General features: G+C 40.1%; 19 protein-coding genes and 1 tRNA gene. 19 read left to right on the forward strand and 1 reads right to left on the reverse strand.

Features of this window, described 5'->3' with window-relative positions; genetic code table 11:
- Nucleotides 1-77: 77 nt before the first annotated feature.
- The 13 genes from OCV73_RS09785 (at nt 78) to OCV73_RS09845 (ending at nt 13,691) form a co-directional block, all read left to right on the forward strand.
- Nucleotides 78-803, forward strand: a complete 726-nt coding sequence (locus OCV73_RS09785; protein ID WP_147551733.1) for an HAD family hydrolase — start codon at nt 78-80, stop codon at nt 801-803.
- Between the two features lie 263 nt (nt 804-1,066).
- Nucleotides 1,067-1,786 carry a glycosyltransferase family 2 protein gene (locus tag OCV73_RS09790; protein ID WP_167551248.1) on the forward strand — a complete coding sequence of 240 codons (720 nt, stop codon included), beginning with the start codon at nt 1,067-1,069 and terminating at the stop codon, nt 1,784-1,786.
- Between the two features lie 7 nt (nt 1,787-1,793).
- Nucleotides 1,794-2,351 (forward strand): hypothetical protein, encoded by a 558-nt coding sequence (locus OCV73_RS09795; RefSeq protein ID WP_167551249.1) that lies wholly within the window; start codon nt 1,794-1,796, stop codon nt 2,349-2,351.
- 1 nt (nt 2,352) lies between these two features.
- Nucleotides 2,353-3,726, forward strand: coding sequence for a glycosyltransferase family 39 protein (locus tag OCV73_RS09800; protein ID WP_147551735.1), 1,374 nt, complete (start codon nt 2,353-2,355; stop codon nt 3,724-3,726).
- Between the two features lie 265 nt (nt 3,727-3,991).
- Nucleotides 3,992-5,686 (forward strand): putative transporter, encoded by a 1,695-nt coding sequence (locus OCV73_RS09805; RefSeq protein ID WP_147551737.1) that lies wholly within the window; start codon nt 3,992-3,994, stop codon nt 5,684-5,686.
- Nucleotides 5,687-5,920: 234 nt separating this feature from the next.
- Complete coding sequence (locus OCV73_RS09810) at nt 5,921-7,246, forward strand: TolC family protein (RefSeq protein WP_147551739.1); 1,326 nt, start codon at nt 5,921-5,923, stop codon at nt 7,244-7,246.
- Between the two features lie 12 nt (nt 7,247-7,258).
- Nucleotides 7,259-8,449 carry an efflux RND transporter periplasmic adaptor subunit gene (locus tag OCV73_RS09815; protein ID WP_147551740.1) on the forward strand — a complete coding sequence of 397 codons (1,191 nt, stop codon included), beginning with the start codon at nt 7,259-7,261 and terminating at the stop codon, nt 8,447-8,449.
- 8 nt (nt 8,450-8,457) lie between these two features.
- Complete coding sequence (locus OCV73_RS09820; protein WP_147551742.1) at nt 8,458-9,201, forward strand: ABC transporter ATP-binding protein; 744 nt, start codon at nt 8,458-8,460, stop codon at nt 9,199-9,201.
- A gap of 11 nt (nt 9,202-9,212) precedes the next feature.
- A complete protein-coding gene (locus tag OCV73_RS09825) occupies nt 9,213-10,433 on the forward strand; it encodes an ABC transporter permease (RefSeq protein WP_147551744.1) in 1,221 nt (406 codons plus the stop codon).
- A 43-nt stretch (nt 10,434-10,476) separates the two neighbouring features.
- Entirely contained in the window at nt 10,477-11,532 is a 1,056-nt protein-coding gene (locus tag OCV73_RS09830) for a sensor histidine kinase (protein ID WP_147551746.1), read from the forward strand.
- Nucleotides 11,529-12,266, forward strand: coding sequence for a LytR/AlgR family response regulator transcription factor (locus OCV73_RS09835; RefSeq protein ID WP_147551748.1), 738 nt, complete (start codon nt 11,529-11,531; stop codon nt 12,264-12,266). The genes OCV73_RS09830 and OCV73_RS09835 overlap by 4 nt, the downstream gene beginning before the upstream one ends.
- Nucleotides 12,267-12,328: 62 nt before the next feature.
- Nucleotides 12,329-13,207: an RHS repeat-associated core domain-containing protein gene (locus tag OCV73_RS09840; protein WP_147551749.1), complete on the forward strand. Its 879-nt coding sequence runs from the start codon at nt 12,329-12,331 to the stop codon at nt 13,205-13,207.
- A gap of 4 nt (nt 13,208-13,211) precedes the next feature.
- The gene (locus tag OCV73_RS09845) at nt 13,212-13,691 is read left to right on the forward strand and encodes a hypothetical protein (protein ID WP_147551751.1); all 480 of its coding nucleotides are present in this window, start codon (nt 13,212-13,214) and stop codon (nt 13,689-13,691) included.
- Between the two features lie 47 nt (nt 13,692-13,738).
- Here the strand turns inward: OCV73_RS09845 and OCV73_RS09850 are convergent.
- Nucleotides 13,739-13,812 (reverse strand) — tRNA-Thr (locus OCV73_RS09850).
- A gap of 376 nt (nt 13,813-14,188) precedes the next feature.
- On the opposite strand from OCV73_RS09850, the gene bioB reads away from it, so the two are divergent.
- The 6 genes from bioB to OCV73_RS09880 all read left to right on the forward strand — a co-directional run bounded on the left by bioB (nt 14,189) and on the right by OCV73_RS09880 (nt 18,662).
- Nucleotides 14,189-15,151 carry a biotin synthase BioB gene (gene bioB / locus OCV73_RS09855; RefSeq protein ID WP_147551753.1) on the forward strand — a complete coding sequence of 321 codons (963 nt, stop codon included), beginning with the start codon at nt 14,189-14,191 and terminating at the stop codon, nt 15,149-15,151.
- A gap of 164 nt (nt 15,152-15,315) precedes the next feature.
- Complete coding sequence (locus OCV73_RS09860; protein ID WP_147551755.1) at nt 15,316-15,861, forward strand: DUF4199 domain-containing protein; 546 nt, start codon at nt 15,316-15,318, stop codon at nt 15,859-15,861.
- A gap of 8 nt (nt 15,862-15,869) precedes the next feature.
- On the forward strand, nt 15,870-16,817 hold the full coding sequence (locus OCV73_RS09865) for a glycosyltransferase family 2 protein (RefSeq protein ID WP_147551756.1): 948 nt from the start codon (nt 15,870-15,872) through the stop codon (nt 16,815-16,817).
- Between the two features lie 12 nt (nt 16,818-16,829).
- Complete coding sequence (locus OCV73_RS09870) at nt 16,830-17,375, forward strand: nitroreductase family protein (protein WP_394802957.1); 546 nt, start codon at nt 16,830-16,832, stop codon at nt 17,373-17,375.
- A complete protein-coding gene (locus OCV73_RS09875) occupies nt 17,360-17,872 on the forward strand; it encodes a DUF6452 family protein (RefSeq protein WP_147551758.1) in 513 nt (170 codons plus the stop codon). The genes OCV73_RS09870 and OCV73_RS09875 overlap by 16 nt, the downstream gene beginning before the upstream one ends.
- The gene (locus OCV73_RS09880) at nt 17,856-18,662 is read left to right on the forward strand and encodes a DUF6048 family protein (protein WP_262512941.1); all 807 of its coding nucleotides are present in this window, start codon (nt 17,856-17,858) and stop codon (nt 18,660-18,662) included. The genes OCV73_RS09875 and OCV73_RS09880 overlap by 17 nt, the downstream gene beginning before the upstream one ends.
- Nucleotides 18,663-18,685: the final 23 nt, after the last annotated feature.

An 18,685-nucleotide genomic window follows, 5' to 3' on the forward strand; every position in this document is an offset into this window, starting at 1 on the left:
GAACATTATATAAGGCTTAATGACCTTTCCTCTTCCAATAGTCACCTATATCTTTGTAACAGAAAAAAAGAAGAATTATGGAAACTCGTAATACAAATATAATTAAAGGAATCCTTTTTGATTACGGTGGCACTATAGATACGAACGGCATAGATTGGTTCGACCTTATCTGGAAAAATTATCAAAAGATGTCTGTACCCATTAATAAAGCCAATTATCTGGAAGCTCATCGTTATGCCGAAAATGAAATAAAGAACCAAAAGCTCATAAAAAAAGGAGACAACTTCTATAAAGTATTACTGATAAAAGTTTCTTTACAGGCAAGCTATCTTATAGAGAACGGATTGATATCCCAAAACAGGACTACCGAAATGCTTCCGCAGCAATTAGCCGCTATGTGTTATAATCATGCGATAATGAATATAAAGGAAAATGAAAAGATACTAGAAACTTTATTCCAAAAATACAAACTGGCAATTATCTCGGAATCTTATGGAAATGTACTGCATACACTGATCGACTTCGGAGTAGCTTCTTATTTTACTGATATCATAGAATCTGAAACGAATGAAAATGTCCGGTATAACGATATAATCCGTCAGGGTGTTTCTGCTTTACACCTGCAACCGGAAGAGATTTTAGTTATAAGTAATTCTCTGCAGACAGACCTTGTTCCGGCGTCTCAACTAGGATGCAAAACGGCTTGGCTTACTCCTAAAGCAGTGTCTGTAGCAAGCAAACGACAAACCGATTTTAAAATTAATACTTTAAAAGAGATAAATAAGATATTGCCTCTAAATTAATGTATTACTATATAACCCAAAACTCGTAATTCGGCATGTGAATGTAGATATCCGAGGTTTTCTAAGCATAAAGTGAATTGATTCTATTAAAAGATGCCGGGATATATTTATATATCCGGCATCTTTTTCATTATTTCACAAACGAAACCATAACATCATTCCATGCCGGTCAACACCTGTTTCACATCTTTTAAGGGTTATAATCGCCAACAGTCAATATAATATATCTACTTTTAAAACTTTAAATTACTATCATCTGTTTTATGACCAAAAATTATAGGACTCTATCCATTCTGGTACCTGTGTACAACGAAGAAAACACGGTACATCTTATCCTTGATAAGTTGGATAAAGTCCATCTTCCCAACGGGCTATCCAAAGAAATCGTGGTTATTAACGACGGTTCTAAAGATGGAAGCAAAGAACGCATCGAGACCTACATACAGACTCACCCCGAAGTACCGGTCACATTTGTCAATCATAAGCAAAATCAGGGAAAAGGGATGGCACTACGTTCCGGAATAGCCGTTGCTCAGGGAGATATAATAACCATACAGGATGCCGACTTGGAATGCGATCCTGCCGATTATCCCGATATGTTACCTTTTATCCTTTCCGGAGAATTCAAAGTCGTATATGGTTCTCGCTTCCTCAAAAAAGAAAATGTTCATTCATATAAAACATTTTACTGGGGAGGACGGCTGGTCTCAATCGTCGCGAATATACTTTATGGTTTACGGCTTACCGATGAACCTACGTGTTATAAAATGTTCGACGCCGACGTATTACGTTCTATTCCGTTAGAATGTATGCGTTTCGAATTTTGTCCCGAAGTAACCGCAAAAATCGCAAAACGGGGTTACCAGATAAAAGAGGTTCCTATCCATTACTATCCCCGTTCCAAAGAGGAAGGGAAAAAAGTTAAATGGCACGACGGCATCGAAGCTATCTGGACTTTAGTCAAATATCGTTTTCATAAATAATCACACCATGACATCTGACAATCACAAGAAAGAGAACAAACGCTCGTTTTTCGATTACTTCATATGGGTATGTAAAAACGGAGTGGCGGCTCTCATTTGCTGGTTTCTTATCAGCCATTTCGTATTCAAACAACCTGGTTACCAATGGATAACGCAGGGCATGCTTAAACAGAATATGGAACTTATCAAACAATACCCGAAACTTACCACGGATCAAAAATACGAGATGAAGCTGGGTACGTCGTACGCATATCTAAAATTTATCAGGGAACAAACTCCTCCTAATGCTATTATACTATATCCGGAAAGGAACGACTTTTTCCCTCCCGGAACGGAAAGTCAGTTTAAAGGGCAGGAACCGTATAATAAGGTATGGGCTACAAGATTCCTTTTTCCCCGCAAGCTTGTCACGCCAAGCGAATTAAAAGACAGCCCGTACGCCGGACAGATAACACATGTAGCAATCGTGAACGGACGCGGACGCGATCGTCTCAATTATCCGGTTCCCGAAGAATACCAATTTGCCGTATTACCGGTCAATCTTCCCACACAAAATCAGAACTAACATGTTATTCACAGGTATTATATTAACAATCCTCATCGGATTTTCTTTAGTAAACGCGATCTCGTTTAAATTTTCCTGGCTGGAAAAAATAGGATTGTCATTCCCTTTAGGCATCGCTTGCCAGACTTTACTTATGTTATTAATAGACTGGATCGGTATAGCTCTTACTTCCACATCCGTATTAAGTTCGGGACTGGTATTGCTTATTCTGATGAATATACCGACCTGGCTACGCAGAAAAAAGATAAAGACGGAACTAAAAAATATTTCTTTTGAATGGTCATCGGTCAATCTGGTCTGCTTGCTATTATTAGCCCTCGTTGCCTGGTACGAATACATGAATTTCTCCAAATGCATGTATTTTCCAACTTTCGACAGGGATAGCCTTACATCGTTCGATACATTCGGATTCATCATAGCTGGAGAGCATACACTTAAAAACTTGTCATTCTTCACTTCTGATTATATCCCAACTATTCATAATGCAGGAAGTCCTATTAGCTACACCCCTATGGTGCAATTAAGCTATGCTTACGTGTATTTGCTGGGCGCAGAAACTTCCAAGATTATTCCGGCACTGTCATATCTCTTTTTCCTTATCGCATTTTATGCCGTGTTAAGCCGTATGGCCGGAAATACTGGAGCTGCAATAGCGACATTCTTCGTATTGCTCACCCCCGAAATGACTTCATTCTCTTCTATGTCTATCACCAATGTCATACAAGCGGGAATCGCTTCTACCGGAATCCTTTATTTTTCCTTGTGGTTACGTAAGAGAGAAAACAAAGATCTGTATATGGGCGTAGCCTTACTGGCTGCTAATTTATGGTGCCGTACCGAAGGTATCGTCTTCGTTGCTGCTGCAGGTGTCTTATTCCTGATAGACAGCATCCGCCGGAAAGAATATAAACAGTTGGGAATATGTACTATCGTCGTATTATCTCCAATGATCATCTGGAACATATTCATGAAATCCAACGGATTTTATTCCGAAAATGCCGTTATCTCACATCCGTTCTGGGATCCAGAAAAACTATCAACCATCTGGAACGGTTTATGGGCTCTTTTTACCAATCCTCTATATTATGGATGGAGTTTTGCGGCATTTGCTTTAGCCGTAATCTTCAACAGTTGGGGAACTATCAAGAACCGTATCGGGCTGAATCTGCTGATAATGATCGTATTGTCCATGCTGTTCTATATACTGGTATTATATCACGTAGATTACATCTGGGATAGCATCGGCAATGTTCTCGCATATTCTGCCAAACGTTTCATGTTCTGTTTCATTCCCCTGTTATGGGCTTACACGGTAAGTAACAGCAGCGCTATATGGCTTACGGGAAAACTGGAAGGATTCTTGAAGTTGAAATAAATTGTCCTCATAAAAAATATACCGGCCTTAATTCAAGCCGGTATATTTTTTATTATAAGGACTCTTCTTTCATATAATAGAACTCGTAGAAAATAGACCGGGAAACATTACGCTTAATCAATAAATTGTCTACCTTTGTGCAAAATTTGGGATTGAAAAAAAATTACTGGTAAAAACAAAGATATCCATCAGCTGGATTAACGAGACAACCGCCTTAATATCAAAAATTTATCCTACAAATAAATATATATATTATAATTTTCATATGGACTGGATACAAAATCTGTTATTTAACAATGCATCTGTGGCACACACGGTCATTCTCTATTCTTTCGTAATAGCAGTGGGAGTACTTTTGGGAAAAATAAAGTTTTTCGGAATATCCCTGGGTGTCACTTTCGTGCTTTTCGTAGGATTACTCGTCGGACATTTCGGTTTTGAAGCTAACGAAAGTATTCTACATTTCGTAAAAGAGTTCGGCCTTATCCTGTTTATATATTCTATAGGATTGCAAGTAGGCCCCGGATTCTTTTCTTCTTTCAAGAAAGGAGGGCTTACGCTAAACATGCTGGCCGTCTGCATCGTCGCATTGAATATCGTTGTTGCCCTCGTTATTTATTACGGAGCCGGCAATATTGAAATGCCCATGATGGTCGGCATTCTTTCAGGAGCCGTTACCAATACCCCGGGGCTGGGTGCTGCAGAACAGGCTATCGCACAACTTCAGTTCGACGGAGCCCTCAATCCTGTAATGGCCGAATCAATTGCCAACCGGCCTATTTCCCTGGGATATGCTGTGGCTTATCCTTTAGGAGTAATCGGAATTATCATGGCGATGCTTATTATCCGTGCCATATTTAAAGTACGTCTGGAAAAAGAAAGTAAACAAATAGAAGAAGAGAAGGAAGCCAGTACGCTTAAACCGCATATCGTCACTTACACAGTAGAGAACAAATTAATCGTAGGACGTACCATTCAGGAATTAAGCGCACTCATAGACCGGAATTTCGTAGTATCCCGCATTAAACGGAACGATGAGGTCATCATACCTAATTCGGACACGAAACTGGAGGAAGGTGATTTACTACTGACAGTACTCTCAGTTATTGACGAAGACGCGATGAAAGCATTTATAGGGACTCCTATAGAAATGAACTGGGAAGCAATACCAGCTCCTATCGTATCACGCCGAATATTGATAACTAAATCGGAATACAACGGACGCAAACTGGGCTCTTTACGCCTGCGCATGGGATATAACCTGAACGCCACCCGTATCAACCGTTCGGGTGTTGATCTGCTGGCTCAACCTAACCTCGATCTACAAATGGGGGACCGAATTACGGTCGTAGGTAAACTGGATGACATCAACCGTCTGGCTGAGAAAATGGGAAACTCTATGAAACGACTGAACGAACCTAATATGATCACACTATTTATAGGTATTTTTCTGGGTATTATATTGGGCAGCATTCCGTTCGCTTTTCCCGGTATGCCTATTCCCATGAAACTGGGACTTGCCGGAGGTCCTTTGGTCGTCGCAATACTCATAGGGCGTTTTGGTTACAAAATGAAGCTGGTGACTTACACATCGACGAGTGCCAGTCTTATGCTCCGGGAAATCGGAATATGTTTATTCCTGGCGAGTGTCGGTATATCCGCAGGAGGAAATTTCGTGGAGACCGTCGCGTCAGGAGGGCTTGTCTGGGTTCTATGGGGATTCCTTATTACCATTATACCGTTACTTCTGGTAGGAACCGTAGCCAGAGGGTATTACAAACTGAACTATTATTCAATCATGGGACTGTTATCCGGCAGCTGCACCGACCCCCCTGCTCTGGCCTATGCCAACAAAATAGCAGGAAACGATGCACCTTCGGTAGCTTATTCTACTGTATATCCTCTGACGATGTTCCTGCGAGTATTAACCGCTCAAATGATGGTACTGGCTTTCGCTTAACACCATCTTATTTATATTTCAAAACGCCTTTTTTCCATATGGAGAAAGGCGTTTTTTAATGATAATTATTCATACATTTAGTTTCAAAAACACAATTTTAAAAATGCCGTTTCTTTATTGCACCATATCGTAAAAAACATATTCCCTGTCGGCAAAATAAGGATTATCTTATATTATAATTGTACCTATCCCGACCGACATCTATTTTTGTCATATTAACTAAAGAGACAAGATATGAATCGTCGTGAAATTATCGTCATACTTACAGGTTTATTCATCGTTCCATATTTATATGCACAAAACAACCGGCCGGCCGAATGGACTCTGCAGGACTGCATAGATTATGCGCACGTCCATAACATCAGTCTGCAACAAGGACGTATCAGTCTGGAAGGAAACCGGATAGATACCAAAGAGGCCAAGGCGCAACTTTTTCCCTCTTTATCTTTTTCAACCTCTCATTCTTATCTAAACAATCCTTTTATATCGGAAGAGAATACAAGCCATAATCTCTATAACGGTTCTTATGGAGTGGATGCATCATGGACAATCTTTGACGGGGGAAAACGCACCAGCACTATCAAGCAACAAAAATTACAGGAGAAGGTAGGACAATATGATCTGGATGAAACTTCGCAGAATATAGAGCTTTCTATTCTCAGCAACTACCTGCAAATCCTTTATGCTGAGGAATCGGTCCGAATAAACGAACAAACGGTGGAGGTCTCGGCATCTCAAAAAGAACGTTCCAAAGCATTACTGGACGCGGGTTCCATATCGCGCAGCGATTATGCTCAAATAGAATCCCAGTACAGTAACGACAAATATCAGCTGGTCACTTCGCAAGCAACATTGGAAGGACTGAAACTGGATCTGAAACAACTATTGGAACTGGGTATGGACGATGAAATGAAGTTGGCATCTCCCGAGTTGGATAATAGTGACATATTGAAGCCCCTTCCCGATAAAAAACAAATATACGAAACGGCTCTTTCATTCATACCATCTATCCAAAGCAGTAAAATAAATAACGAGATAGCAGAGTTATCCGTCTCAAAAGCCAAAGCCGGATACTGGCCCAGCCTATCCCTCAATGCGGGTATAGGAACGAGCAGTTTGTCAGGAACCGGAACAGGATTCGGTACACAGCTGAAAAATAAACTGAATGAGCAAATCGGGCTTACTTTATCGATCCCCATATACAACAACCGGAGTACCCGTTCTTCGGTAGAAAAAGCAAGATTACAGGTTATAAACAGTAATCTGGAATTACAAAACCAACAAAAAGAACTCCTTAAAAAAATAGAGAATGCATATCTGGATGCCCGTTCGGCACAGAATAAATATATGGCAGCGCAAGAAAACGTGAAATCGGCACAAGCAACTTACGAGCTGGTGGAAGAACAATTCTACGTAGGAATCAAGAATACGCTCGAAATGCTTACGGCTAAAAACAATCTGTTATCGGCCCGCCAAGAAGAAATTCAATCGAAATATCTGGCATTATTGAACATAAAATTACTCGACTATTATAATAACGAACCTATTACTTTAGAATAAAATAATAATCTTATGAAAAAGAAAAATATAATATTACTCGTCATCGTTATCATTCTGCTTATATCGGGTGCTTATTTTCTTTTCTTGAAAGGAAACGGAAATACAACATTCACACTTGAAACCGTTAAAGTAGCACGGGGAGACATAGCGAATATGGTAACAGCTACAGGAACCGTAGAAGCCATTACCCAGGTAGAAGTAGGCACTCAGGTATCAGGCATCGTAAGTCATATATATGTCGATTACAATTCCATCGTCACCAAAGGGCAACTTATTGCTGAACTGGACCGTACCTTACTGGAAGCAGAACTGGCTTCGAGTACGGCAACTCTGAATGCGGCGAAAGTAGAATACGACTATCAGACAAGAAACTTTGACCGTCAAAAGCAATTATATGACAAGAAGCTGATCAGCGATACAGAATTCGAAACAGCAAAATATCAGTTCGAAACAGCAAAAAGCAATTATGAAAAAAGTAAAGCGGACTTGGTAAAAGCAACAACAAATCTCAACTATGCCAGGATTTACTCTCCCATCGACGGAGTTGTCATTTCCCGTGCCGTAGATGAAGGACAAACGGTAGCTGCCAGCTTTTCTACACCAACACTTTTCACCATAGCTAATGACCTGAGAAAAATGCAGGTAGTGGCGGATGTGGACGAAGCGGACATAGGAGAAATAACCGAAGGCCAGCGGGTAAGCTTTACCGTAGACGCATTCCCTAACGACGTATTTACAGGAGACATCACGCAAGTACGGCTCGAGCCCACCACCACCTCTAACGTAGTGACTTATGAAGTAATCGTGAACGCACCCAATCCTGACCTGAAACTCAAACCCGGCTTAACAGCCAATATAACGATCTATACATCGGAAAGAAAGAATGTTATTAATATTCCCCTGAAAGCGCTCCGCTTCGTACCTGAATTACCATCCGGAAAAACTCAGCATATGCTTTCCCAAGAAAAACTTACAGTTGAAAACGATTCCTCCAAAATCGTATGGGTAAAAGAGAACAGCAGCCTGTCTCCCCGAAAAATCATTACCGGCATGGATAACGGGATAAACATTGAAGTAAAATCGGGATTGGAGGAAGGAGAAGAAGTCATAACAGACCGTAAAGCCGGAGTCTCCACAGTACAAGAAACGGATAAACAACAAGAAGAAAGTCCGTTCATGCCTAAACCTCCGGGAAAAAAATAAAGAACGATATGGGAAAAGAAATTATCCGTCTTGAAAATATACGCCGGAATTTCATTGTAGGAAATGAAACGGTGCACGCCCTGAAAGGTGTAAGTTTCACTATAGAAGCCGGCGAATTTGTAACAGTCATGGGAACCAGCGGCTCAGGCAAATCGACATTGCTTAACATACTGGGATGCCTGGATACACCTTCTTCGGGAGATTATTTTCTCGATAACGTCCCGGTTCGTGAAATGGGAAAAAACGACAGGGCGACTTTGCGAAATATGAAGATCGGTTTCGTGTTCCAGTCTTATAATCTCCTGGCTAAAACAACAGCTATAGAAAATGTGGAACTACCTTTATTATATAATTCCGACGTATCTTCTAAAGAAAGAAGGAAAAAAGCCATCGCTGCGCTCGGATCGGTAGGTTTACAGGACAGACTGAATCACAAATCCAATCAGATGTCGGGAGGACAACAACAAAGAGTAGCTATTGCCAGGGCACTGGTAAACGACCCGGTTATTATTCTTGCGGACGAAGCTACCGGAAATCTGGATACACGCACCTCTTTTGAGATATTGGCACTTTTCCAGGAATTACACGCTCGCGGGAGAACTATCATCTTTGTTACCCACAATCCTGAAATATCAGCATACAGCAGCCGGAACATCGTATTGCGTGACGGAAAAATCATAAACGACACAAATAATCCTAAACCCGAATCGGCCACAGAAATGCTGGAAAAGCTACCGGCCGAGGACGACTAAATCACAATTTCATGAATATAGGAAATCTTACAAAAATAGCATTAAAAGCCCTGAATAACAACAAACTGAGATGTTTCCTTACTATGTTGGGAATTATCATAGGGGTTGCATCCGTCATCACGATGCTGGCCATCGGGCAAGGTTCCAAACGCAGCATACAGGAACAGATATCGGAGATGGGATCCAATATGATCATGATCCACCCGGGAAACATGGAACGCGGAGGCGTAAGACAAAGCGCATCGGATATGCAAACTCTTAAACTGGAAGATTTCAAAGCGATAAGCGAAGATACCGAATACGTGTCTTCCTGTTCTCCGTCGGTAAACAGCAGCGGACAATTCATCAACGGGGCGAATAACTATCCCAGCACCATATACGGCATTAACGAGGATTATCTAGATATCCGCAAAATATCGGTAGAAGAAGGCAACATGTTTACCGATAAAGATATACAAACTTCGGCAAAAGTCTGCCTTATCGGCAAAACCATTACCGACAACCTGTTCCCGGGAGGAGACAGTCCGGTGGGAAAAATCATACGGTTCAACAAGATACCGTTTAAAGTGATAGGAACGCTCACGCCTAAAGGCTACAACAGCATGGGTATGGATCAGGACGATATGGTACTGGCTCCTTATACGACCATACAAAAAAGAGTATTGGCCATCACCTATCTGCAAGGTATCTATTGTTCTGCCCTGTCGGAAGACATGACTGACCTGGCGACCGAAGAAATCAGCACCATCCTCCGCCGTAACCATAAACTCAGATTAAACGACGAAGATGATTTCAGTATACGTTCACAACAAGAGCTCAGCTCCATGCTGAGTTCTACAACCGACATGATGACCATACTCCTCGCCTGCATTGCCGGCATTTCACTGCTGGTAGGCGGTATAGGCATCATGAATATCATGTATGTCTCGGTTACCGAACGTACCCGTGAAATAGGACTGCGCATGTCTATCGGAGCCAAAAGCCGGGATATCCTCGCCCAATTCCTCATCGAAGCCGTTATAATCAGTGTTACAGGGGGGATAATAGGAGTCATATCGGGTATAGGAGCTTCCGCGCTTGTCAATATCGTATTTAAATGGCCGGTTTATGTGCAACTGTATTCGGTCATACTCTCATTCCTGGTATGCTCCGTAACAGGAATATTTTTCGGATGGTATCCCGCACGAAAAGCTTCGAACTTAGATCCGATAGAAGCTATCCGTTACGAATAATATTAAAAAATAAAATAGTATTTTTGCAAAAAGGAGAAACACCATGAACCTGAACAATCAAAAACGTACTGTAAATATTTTTATACATATACTTACCTGGGCTTTGCTTTTCGGTATTCCTTTTCTATTTCTGGAAAAAAGAGGTCCGGGCCCCGCACCTTCAGGTTACAAAGACTTCCTGGTAATTCCCCTCACTTATATGCTGGTATTTTACAGCAATTATTTCTGGTTGATAGACCGCCTGCTGTTTCGCAAACAGACTGTCCGCTTTATTTTATGGAACGTTCTTATAATTGTTCTGGCCGGACTTATCACCCATCTGTTCCATAAAAACCAGGTTCCTGTGCACATAAGGCCAAGACCGATAATAGACCAATTCATTTTTATGTCCAGAGATATGATATGGCTGATTTTGACAGCTGGATTGAGTGTCGCAATAAAAATGACAAACCGGTGGATACTATCCGAAAAAGAACTGCAGGAACTGGAAAAAAGCAGGACAGAGGCCGAACTGAAAAATCTGAAGAACCAGCTAAACCCTCATTTTCTGTTCAATACCCTCAACAACATATATTCACTCATTGCGATAAGTCCCGAAAAAGCTCAAAGCGCTGTTCATGAATTAAGCAAGCTCCTGCGCCACGCGCTCTACGAAAATAACAGCCGGTTCGTCCCTATAGAAAAAGAGCTGGATTTCATCCGCAATTATATAGAACTTATGAAACTGAGGCTTTCGAGGGATATTAAAGTTTCGGTAGATATACCCGACCCAATATGCAACGGACATTTCATAGCCCCTTTATTATTCATTTCACTCATAGAAAATGCATTTAAACATGGCATAAGCGCCAGCGAGCCGTCTTATCTAATCATAAAAATCTCGGAACTGGCCCCTAATATGATAAGTTGTTATACGGAAAATAGTTATTATCCTAAAAATGCTCAGGACAAAAGCGGATCAGGCATAGGCCTCGATAATCTGAAACGTCAACTCAATCTGCTTTATCCCGGCTGTTATCAACTGGAAACAGAACACGACAATGAAAAATATTTCTGTCGGCTTACTATTATTCTAAAGGAAAAGGAGGAATTACCATGACCCTTAACTGTTGTATCGTAGATGATGAACCTCTGGCAGCAGAACTGTTGGAAAGTTATATCAAAAAAACGCCGTTCCTCAAACTGGAAGGCAGTTATTCATCGGCTGTACAAGCCGTAGAATCAGTCACATCAGGAAATATAGACCTTATATTCCTCGATATTCAAATGCCTGAATTAAACGGTATGGAATTCTCTAAAATCATAGGAGACAAATGCCGCATTATTTTCACTACGGCTTTCGGGCAATATGCTCTGGACAGTTATAAAGTGAACGCCCTCGATTATTTGTTGAAACCTGTCAGTTATACCGATTTCCTCCAATCGGCAAACAAAGCTTTGAAATGGTTCGAGATGACAAGATCTTCTTCCGTACTTGTGCCTCACACCGAAGAAAAAGAATTCATTTTTGTGAAAGCCGATTACAAATTGGTACAGATCCCTCTAAAAGACATCGTTTATATTGAAGGATTGAAAGATTATGTAAAAATATATGTCGAAAACGAATCTCACCCGATCCTATCCCTGATGAGCCTGAAATCGCTGGAAGAGACTTTGCCGACGAACAAGTTCTTGCGCGTTCACCGTTCATTCATCGTACAACCCGGAAAAATAAAAGTAATAGAACGTAACCGGATCATATTCGGCAAACAGTACATTCCTATATCCGATTCTTATAAAGCCGCTTTTCAGGAGTTTATAAACCGTCATTCGGCCTTAATGTCAAAACTGTAAACAAAATGTCATAATTATTTTATTCCAAATATATTGCATCAATTCTTATCTTTATATTTTTTATGAAAAATATCCTTATTTCCATATTCTTTTTAATTATAAATTTAAATTGTTATTCAGACAATTCATTTATAAAACAGAATCAAATAACAGAAAAGAATATAACAAGCAATAATGAAAATATAGCTAATATAGACCCTAACTATTTTAATCTAGAAATAAATAGAATTGATAGTTTTATAACACACTATTCTATTAAATTATTATTTTATACAAGGAGTAGATATATCTCTATTGATCCAGAAGCAGAACGATACTACTCAATAAGTCCATATGCAAATTGTGCCAATAATCCTATAAAATATATAGACAATGATGGAAAGCGAATTGTGGATACTCAAGGTAATCCTATTACGTACTCAGTTAAAGCAGGTTGGTCTTCTAATGTTACTAATGATGTTCAAATTATAGGGCAAGCAATGATGCTTACTCCTATAGGAAATGAGCAATTAACAAAGATGATATCCCATTCAAAAATTATAACCATGCATTTGAGCAATGAAACAACTAATTCATATTTAGGATTAACACAATATACAAAAAATGGAAAAACTATAATAACAATATTTCCTGAAAATATCAAAAACGATTTACAAAAATATAAATCGATAAACGAACAATTAAAATTAAATTCATTATTACAAATTATTGGGGCATCTCAACAAGATAAGCTTCTATTAAAAAACGTGCCAACTTTAACAGAAAGAATAGGACAAGTCGGTGTTCATGAATCTGAACACGTATTAAATCCCAATGCTCAATCTGGCAACTGCAGTTCTGATCCTGAAATACCTGCAATTCAAAAAGAAATGCAATCTATCATTCAGACTAATGAATATAATAAAATGTTACCTGTATCTCCTCAATATATAAATCTATAAATATATGAAAATTACAATACTCATATTTTTCATTTGTCTTGTATTTCAAGGGCATACTCAAAACACCTATGATTATTTTCTACGAAAAGAATTATATTCTTTTTTAAAAAAAGAAGAAAAAATCAAAAATTCTTCCGAGTTTGAGAAAACAGACATTTGTCTAAAAGAAATACGTTCAGATAGCTTATTTATATCCGAAAAATTTGGCGTTTATCGTTTCAATTATTGTAATATATATGATGATGTCGATTATATTCTTATCATCGATGAAACATCAAGCAATATTTATAAGATAAATGATACAAATTTGATTATTGGAAAATTAATGGAAATTTCCGATAAAAAACCAAAAATTTTGAATCCGGAAACTTTAAAAGAATATATAAAATTAATTCTGAAATTCAACAAAAAGCTACGAATAGGAAAACCTTACGGAAAACTATATTACTGGATACCCGATAACGAACTTACCGAAAAACCATAGAAATATATAAAAACAAAAAAGCTATCCATAAAACGGACAGCTTTTTGAGCCGATAGAGGGATTCGAACCCACGACCCCGAGATTACAAATCACGTGCTCTGGCCAACTGAGCTATATCGGCAGGCGGGTAAGCGATCTACATCGCACCGCTACAACCTACTACCCTTGCTGCGGTCAAGCCCTGGGGGAATTCGCAGGGAGCTGGTCGTGTAGGACTTACCCGGGCACAAAAGTAGATATTTTTTTTCGTTCTGCAATAGGTCTGTAAAAAAAAGCCTCATTTTTTTACACTCTGTACTATATACCAAAGAGTTAGAAAAACGTTTTTTTTCGTTTTCCTGAAAAAAAAACGTTTTTATTGCCATCAAAGAACTATTTCCATAACTTTGCGACAGGGAAATACGAACAGAAATGCAGAATAAACCACACTTTCACCGTGGCTCCATACCTTCTTTAAGGAGGATTTCCCTAAGAAACACATATTAAACTAATCTGACATGATCGAAGAAATTAAAAACAGAATTCTTGCGGGAGGTGAAATAACCCCGGCAGAAGCCGTGGAATTATCGAAGGTCACGGACAGGGAATCCTTGTACGCCGCCGCCGATGAAATACGCAGGGCTCTGTGTGGAAACAAACTGGACACATGTTCCATTGTCAATGCTCGCTCGGGCAAATGTCCCGAGAACTGCAAATGGTGCTCCCAATCGGCTCATCACCAAACAGGAGTAGAGATATATCCTATTCTCCCCGAAGAAGAAGTTATGAAAATGGCCCGGGTCCATGACAGGCAAGGTATAAAACGTTTTTCCCTGGTAACCAGCGGAAGAACTGTCAGGAAAACCGAAATGACCGAATTTTGCAAGATGTTCCGCCGCATTCACGCCGAAACGGGAATGAGAACTTGTGCTTCGATGGGATTACTGAACCGGGAAGAATTGGAAATGCTCAAAGAAGCAGGAGTAAAACGTTATCATTGTAATCTGGAAACTGCATCTTCTTACTTCCCTACCTTGTGTACAACGCATACGACCGAAGATAAGAAGAAAACTATACGGATAGCAAAAGAGCTGGGCTTTGAAATCTGTTCGGGCGGCATCATAGGTATGGGAGAAACGATAGAACAACGTATAGAAATGGCATTCGAGTTAAAAGTACTGGGAGCAGAATCGGTTCCTATGAATATATTGAACCCTATACCGGGAACAAAACTCGAGAATACTCCTCTTATTTCGGAAGACGACGTCTTGCTTACCATAGCCATATTCCGTTTCATACTGCCCCGAACACGGCTGATGTTTGCAGGAGGCCGGGCCCGGCTCTCCAGAGAATCGCAGAAAAAAGCATTATTATCGGGGCTCAACGCCAGTATGGTGGGTGACCTGCTCACGACCATAGGCAATAACGTTAAAGAAGATATGGAAATGTTCCGGGAATCGGGATATGATACGACGCGATAAGGATATTGTTGATAATCTTAAAAAAATCCGGCGTACTTTATTTTCGCCGGATTTTTTATATCGGGATATTTTGTCCATGAATAAATACTTTTTAGGGAACAAATGGAGGAGGATTGTCACAAAAGTGATAACTTTGCATTTTATACAGAAAATAAATAACACCGATGGAAGAAACAGCGAAACCGAAAGGACTTTTAAAACAAGCAATGGAAATGGGAGCTTATTTCGGACTCTTTCTGCTGGTCAAGTTCCTATTAGCGACGCAAAGTCTGAATAATCCGCTTTTAAACCTGGCATCTCTGTTGATGCTTTTTGCTATTCCGTTCGTCGTATATTATCTGATGCTACGGTTCAAAAAGACAATCATCGAAACAAATGTTTTTTCCCAGCTTTGGATGTTCGGAATATTATTATTTTTTTTCGCATCTTTAATTAGCTGTCTGGGCGAATATATCTATATAGACCCCAACTATCTGAATACACAAATAACGGCAATGTTGGCAATGTTGGACGATATGGAGCAGCTCAAGGGTAATGAAACGCTGAACATGATGAAGGATGCAATGGCAAACGGAGCTACACCCACTCCGTTTGGAATGATCATGCAAACGATCTGGGCTAACACATTCGTCGGTTCTTTGTTATCCATTCTTTTAGCACTTATACTCAATAATACACGCCAAAAATCCGGTTTCAATAAAGAAAACTAAGCATCACTATGGATATTTCTCTGGTCATCCCCCTTTTTAACGAAGCCGAATCGCTTCCCGAACTTACCGCTTGGATCGAACAGGTGATGAAAGCACATAATTACAGTTATGAAATTCTATTCATCAATGACGGTAGTACCGATGGCTCCTGGCAGGTTATAGAATCGTTGCAAAAAAAGAATCCGCAGATCAAGGGCGTCAAATTCCGAAGGAATTACGGAAAATCACCAGCTCTCTACACCGGGTTCCAACGGGTACAGGGAGATGTAGTGATCACAATGGATGCAGATCTTCAGGACAGTCCGGACGAGATACCGGAACTTTACCGCATGATAACAGAAGAGGGATACGATCTTGTTTCAGGATGGAAAAAGAAAAGATATGACCCGTTAAGCAAAACTATTCCTACCAAAATATATAATGCTACCGCCCGAAAAGTAAGCGGTATATACCTACATGATTTTAACTGCGGATTAAAAGCTTACCGGAATGAGGTGGTTAAAAATATAGAGGTCTATGGAGATATGCACCGTTATATCCCTTATCTGGCTAAAAATGCAGGCTATACCAAAATAGGAGAAAAGGTTGTTCGTCATCAGGCTCGTAAATATGGCAAGACTAAATTCGGTCTGGATCGCTTTATCAACGGTTATCTCGATTTAATGACTTTATGGTTTTTCTCCCGTTTCGGAGTGAAACCCATGCATTTTTTCGGATTGTTGGGAAGTTTTATGTTCGCCTTGGGCTTTATAGCTGTCATTATAGTAGGTACGACCAAGTTATACAACATGTATTCGGGCAATCCTTATCGTCTGATAACCGATTCACCATATTTTTATTTGTCGCTCACCGCCATGATATTAGGAACTCAACTATTTCTGGCCGGTTTTATAGGTGAACTTATTTCACGCAATGCACAAGACCGGAATCATTATCAAATAGAAAAAGAAATTTAAAATATTGTTTATATGAATCCAGAAGCCTCCTCATTGCCCGTATTGGAATTGCTCCAGAAACGTTGTTCGGTACGAAGGTTCTCAAAATCTCCCGTAGAGCAGGAGAAACTGGAATATATCCTTGAATCAGCCAGCGTAGCTCCATCGGCGGTGAACTTTCAACCTTGGTTATTCCTTGTAATAAGAAAAGAGGAACAAGCTGAAAAATTACGTCGCTGTTATCCGCGCGAATGGTTCCGCGAAGCACCTGTATATATTATTGCCTGCATAGATCATGACGCCAGTTGGAAAAGAGCTAATGACGGGAAAGATCATGGCGATATAGATATAGCTATAGCAACTGACCACCTGTGTACGGCAGCAACCGATGCAGGACTGGGAACATGCTGGGTATGCAATTTCGATGCTAATTTATGCCGTGAATTATTCAATATGCCAAAAAATCTGGAACCGGCCGTTATTATCCCCGTAGGATATCCGGCAGATGCCGACGTATTCGCCACAACACCTAAAAAAAGAAAAGCGATAAACGAAATTATAAAATGGGAAAGTCTTTAACTAAAATAGCAATTGCAGGGTTTCTGCTCTGTATCGTTACAGTCTTTCTTTACGGCTGCGGCGATTCAGGCTGTCTGGATAATCGCAGCAGTATGCCCATTGCCAATTTCTACAACACCAACAGCCCATCACAACAGCTTAGCATAGATTCCATATCGGTTTACGGCCTGGGGCAAATCAACGATTCTTTGTTACTGGACAGTGCACGAAACGTTTCTCAAATATCCCTGCCATTCCGAAACTCTCATGATACGACCCAGTATGTAATACATTATAACCAGCATAATCTTTCTTTCGACCAGTATAACGATACGCTCACATTCATCTATCATCCTTATCCTTATTTCGTATCGGCAGAATGCGGAGCAATGTTCAACTATATCATGGACAAATGGGAATATACCCGTAACGTACTCGATTCCATGGCTGTTGTGGTAACTGAGATCACGAACGAAAACGTTGAAAGTATAAAACTGTTCTATGAAATTAATAAATAAGCTCATATTAATTACCGGATTGCTGACGTGCACGTTTCCGGCATATTCCCAACGGCGTGTCATTACTCCGGTGGAACCGGGCTATGAACAGAAGTATATAACACAAACCGCCGTAGATTCAGTCGCTCCTGAAAAGGAAGAAGAAAAGCCCCCTAAAATATACCCGTTATTCAATGGTATAATGGTAGGAGTAAATGTATTTGATCCTGTTGCGAATCTATGCGGGCAAAAATACGGTAACTACGAAATAGGAATAGAGGTGGATCTTCTGAACCGTTTTTTCCCCGTATGGGAAATAGGAATAGGACATGCCAAAAGTACTCCCGAAGACATGAACTTTACTTATCTGACTAAAGGAGCTTTGTATAATCGCATAGGATTAAACTATAATTTTAAATATAAGAGCGATTCTCCCAGCTTTTTTTATATAGGACTCCGCTACGGATTCTCAATGTTTTCTTACGATATCAATGATATCACTATGAATTCTCCATACTGGGAGGAGTCCCAGGTTATCAATATTCCGGACCAGAAATCACATGCACACTGGCTCGAAGGCCTGGTAGGCCTACGGGTACAGATATACAAGAATTTTTTCATGGGATGGTCGGTCCGGTATAAATATATGCTTTCTTACAAGAAGAACATAAATTCCGATCCTTGGTTTATACCCGGATACGGTACCAAAGGTTCCTCCCTGGGTTTTACCTATAACCTCATGTACCGGCTACCCATAAAAGGTAAAATATCCAAAGCAAAACCGGAAATCGTAGGAGATACTAAAAAATAGTCTTAAAAATATTCGCTCTTGCC

It is taken from the genome of Barnesiella propionica, from assembly GCF_025567045.1.
Classification (GTDB): Bacteria; Bacteroidota; Bacteroidia; order Bacteroidales; family Barnesiellaceae; genus Barnesiella_B; species Barnesiella_B propionica.

Bases quoted from the DNA above. Each gene is read 5' to 3' on its own strand.
- OCV73_RS09860 (WP_147551755.1), top strand. From the start codon at position 15,316: ATGGAAGAAACAGCGAAACCGAAAGGACTTTTAAAACAAGCAATGGAA.
- OCV73_RS09865 (WP_147551756.1), top strand. From the start codon at position 15,870: ATGGATATTTCTCTGGTCATCCCCCTTTTTAACGAAGCCGAATCGCTT.
- OCV73_RS09790 (WP_167551248.1), top strand. From the start codon at position 1,067: ATGACCAAAAATTATAGGACTCTATCCATTCTGGTACCTGTGTACAAC.
- OCV73_RS09880 (WP_262512941.1), top strand. From the start codon at position 17,856: ATGAAATTAATAAATAAGCTCATATTAATTACCGGATTGCTGACGTGC.
- OCV73_RS09800 (WP_147551735.1), top strand. From the start codon at position 2,353: ATGTTATTCACAGGTATTATATTAACAATCCTCATCGGATTTTCTTTA.
- OCV73_RS09875 (WP_147551758.1), top strand. From the start codon at position 17,360: ATGGGAAAGTCTTTAACTAAAATAGCAATTGCAGGGTTTCTGCTCTGT.
- OCV73_RS09810 (WP_147551739.1), top strand. From the start codon at position 5,921: ATGAATCGTCGTGAAATTATCGTCATACTTACAGGTTTATTCATCGTT.
- OCV73_RS09820 (WP_147551742.1), top strand. From the start codon at position 8,458: ATGGGAAAAGAAATTATCCGTCTTGAAAATATACGCCGGAATTTCATT.
- OCV73_RS09785 (WP_147551733.1), top strand. From the start codon at position 78: ATGGAAACTCGTAATACAAATATAATTAAAGGAATCCTTTTTGATTAC.
- OCV73_RS09870 (WP_394802957.1), top strand. From the start codon at position 16,830: ATGAATCCAGAAGCCTCCTCATTGCCCGTATTGGAATTGCTCCAGAAA.
- OCV73_RS09815 (WP_147551740.1), top strand. From the start codon at position 7,259: ATGAAAAAGAAAAATATAATATTACTCGTCATCGTTATCATTCTGCTT.
- OCV73_RS09795 (WP_167551249.1), top strand. From the start codon at position 1,794: ATGACATCTGACAATCACAAGAAAGAGAACAAACGCTCGTTTTTCGAT.
- OCV73_RS09845 (WP_147551751.1), top strand. From the start codon at position 13,212: ATGAAAATTACAATACTCATATTTTTCATTTGTCTTGTATTTCAAGGG.
- OCV73_RS09805 (WP_147551737.1), top strand. From the start codon at position 3,992: ATGGACTGGATACAAAATCTGTTATTTAACAATGCATCTGTGGCACAC.
- OCV73_RS09825 (WP_147551744.1), top strand. From the start codon at position 9,213: ATGAATATAGGAAATCTTACAAAAATAGCATTAAAAGCCCTGAATAAC.
- OCV73_RS09830 (WP_147551746.1), top strand. From the start codon at position 10,477: ATGAACCTGAACAATCAAAAACGTACTGTAAATATTTTTATACATATA.
- OCV73_RS09840 (WP_147551749.1), top strand. From the start codon at position 12,329: ATGAAAAATATCCTTATTTCCATATTCTTTTTAATTATAAATTTAAAT.
- bioB (WP_147551753.1), top strand. From the start codon at position 14,189: ATGATCGAAGAAATTAAAAACAGAATTCTTGCGGGAGGTGAAATAACC.
- OCV73_RS09835 (WP_147551748.1), top strand. From the start codon at position 11,529: ATGACCCTTAACTGTTGTATCGTAGATGATGAACCTCTGGCAGCAGAA.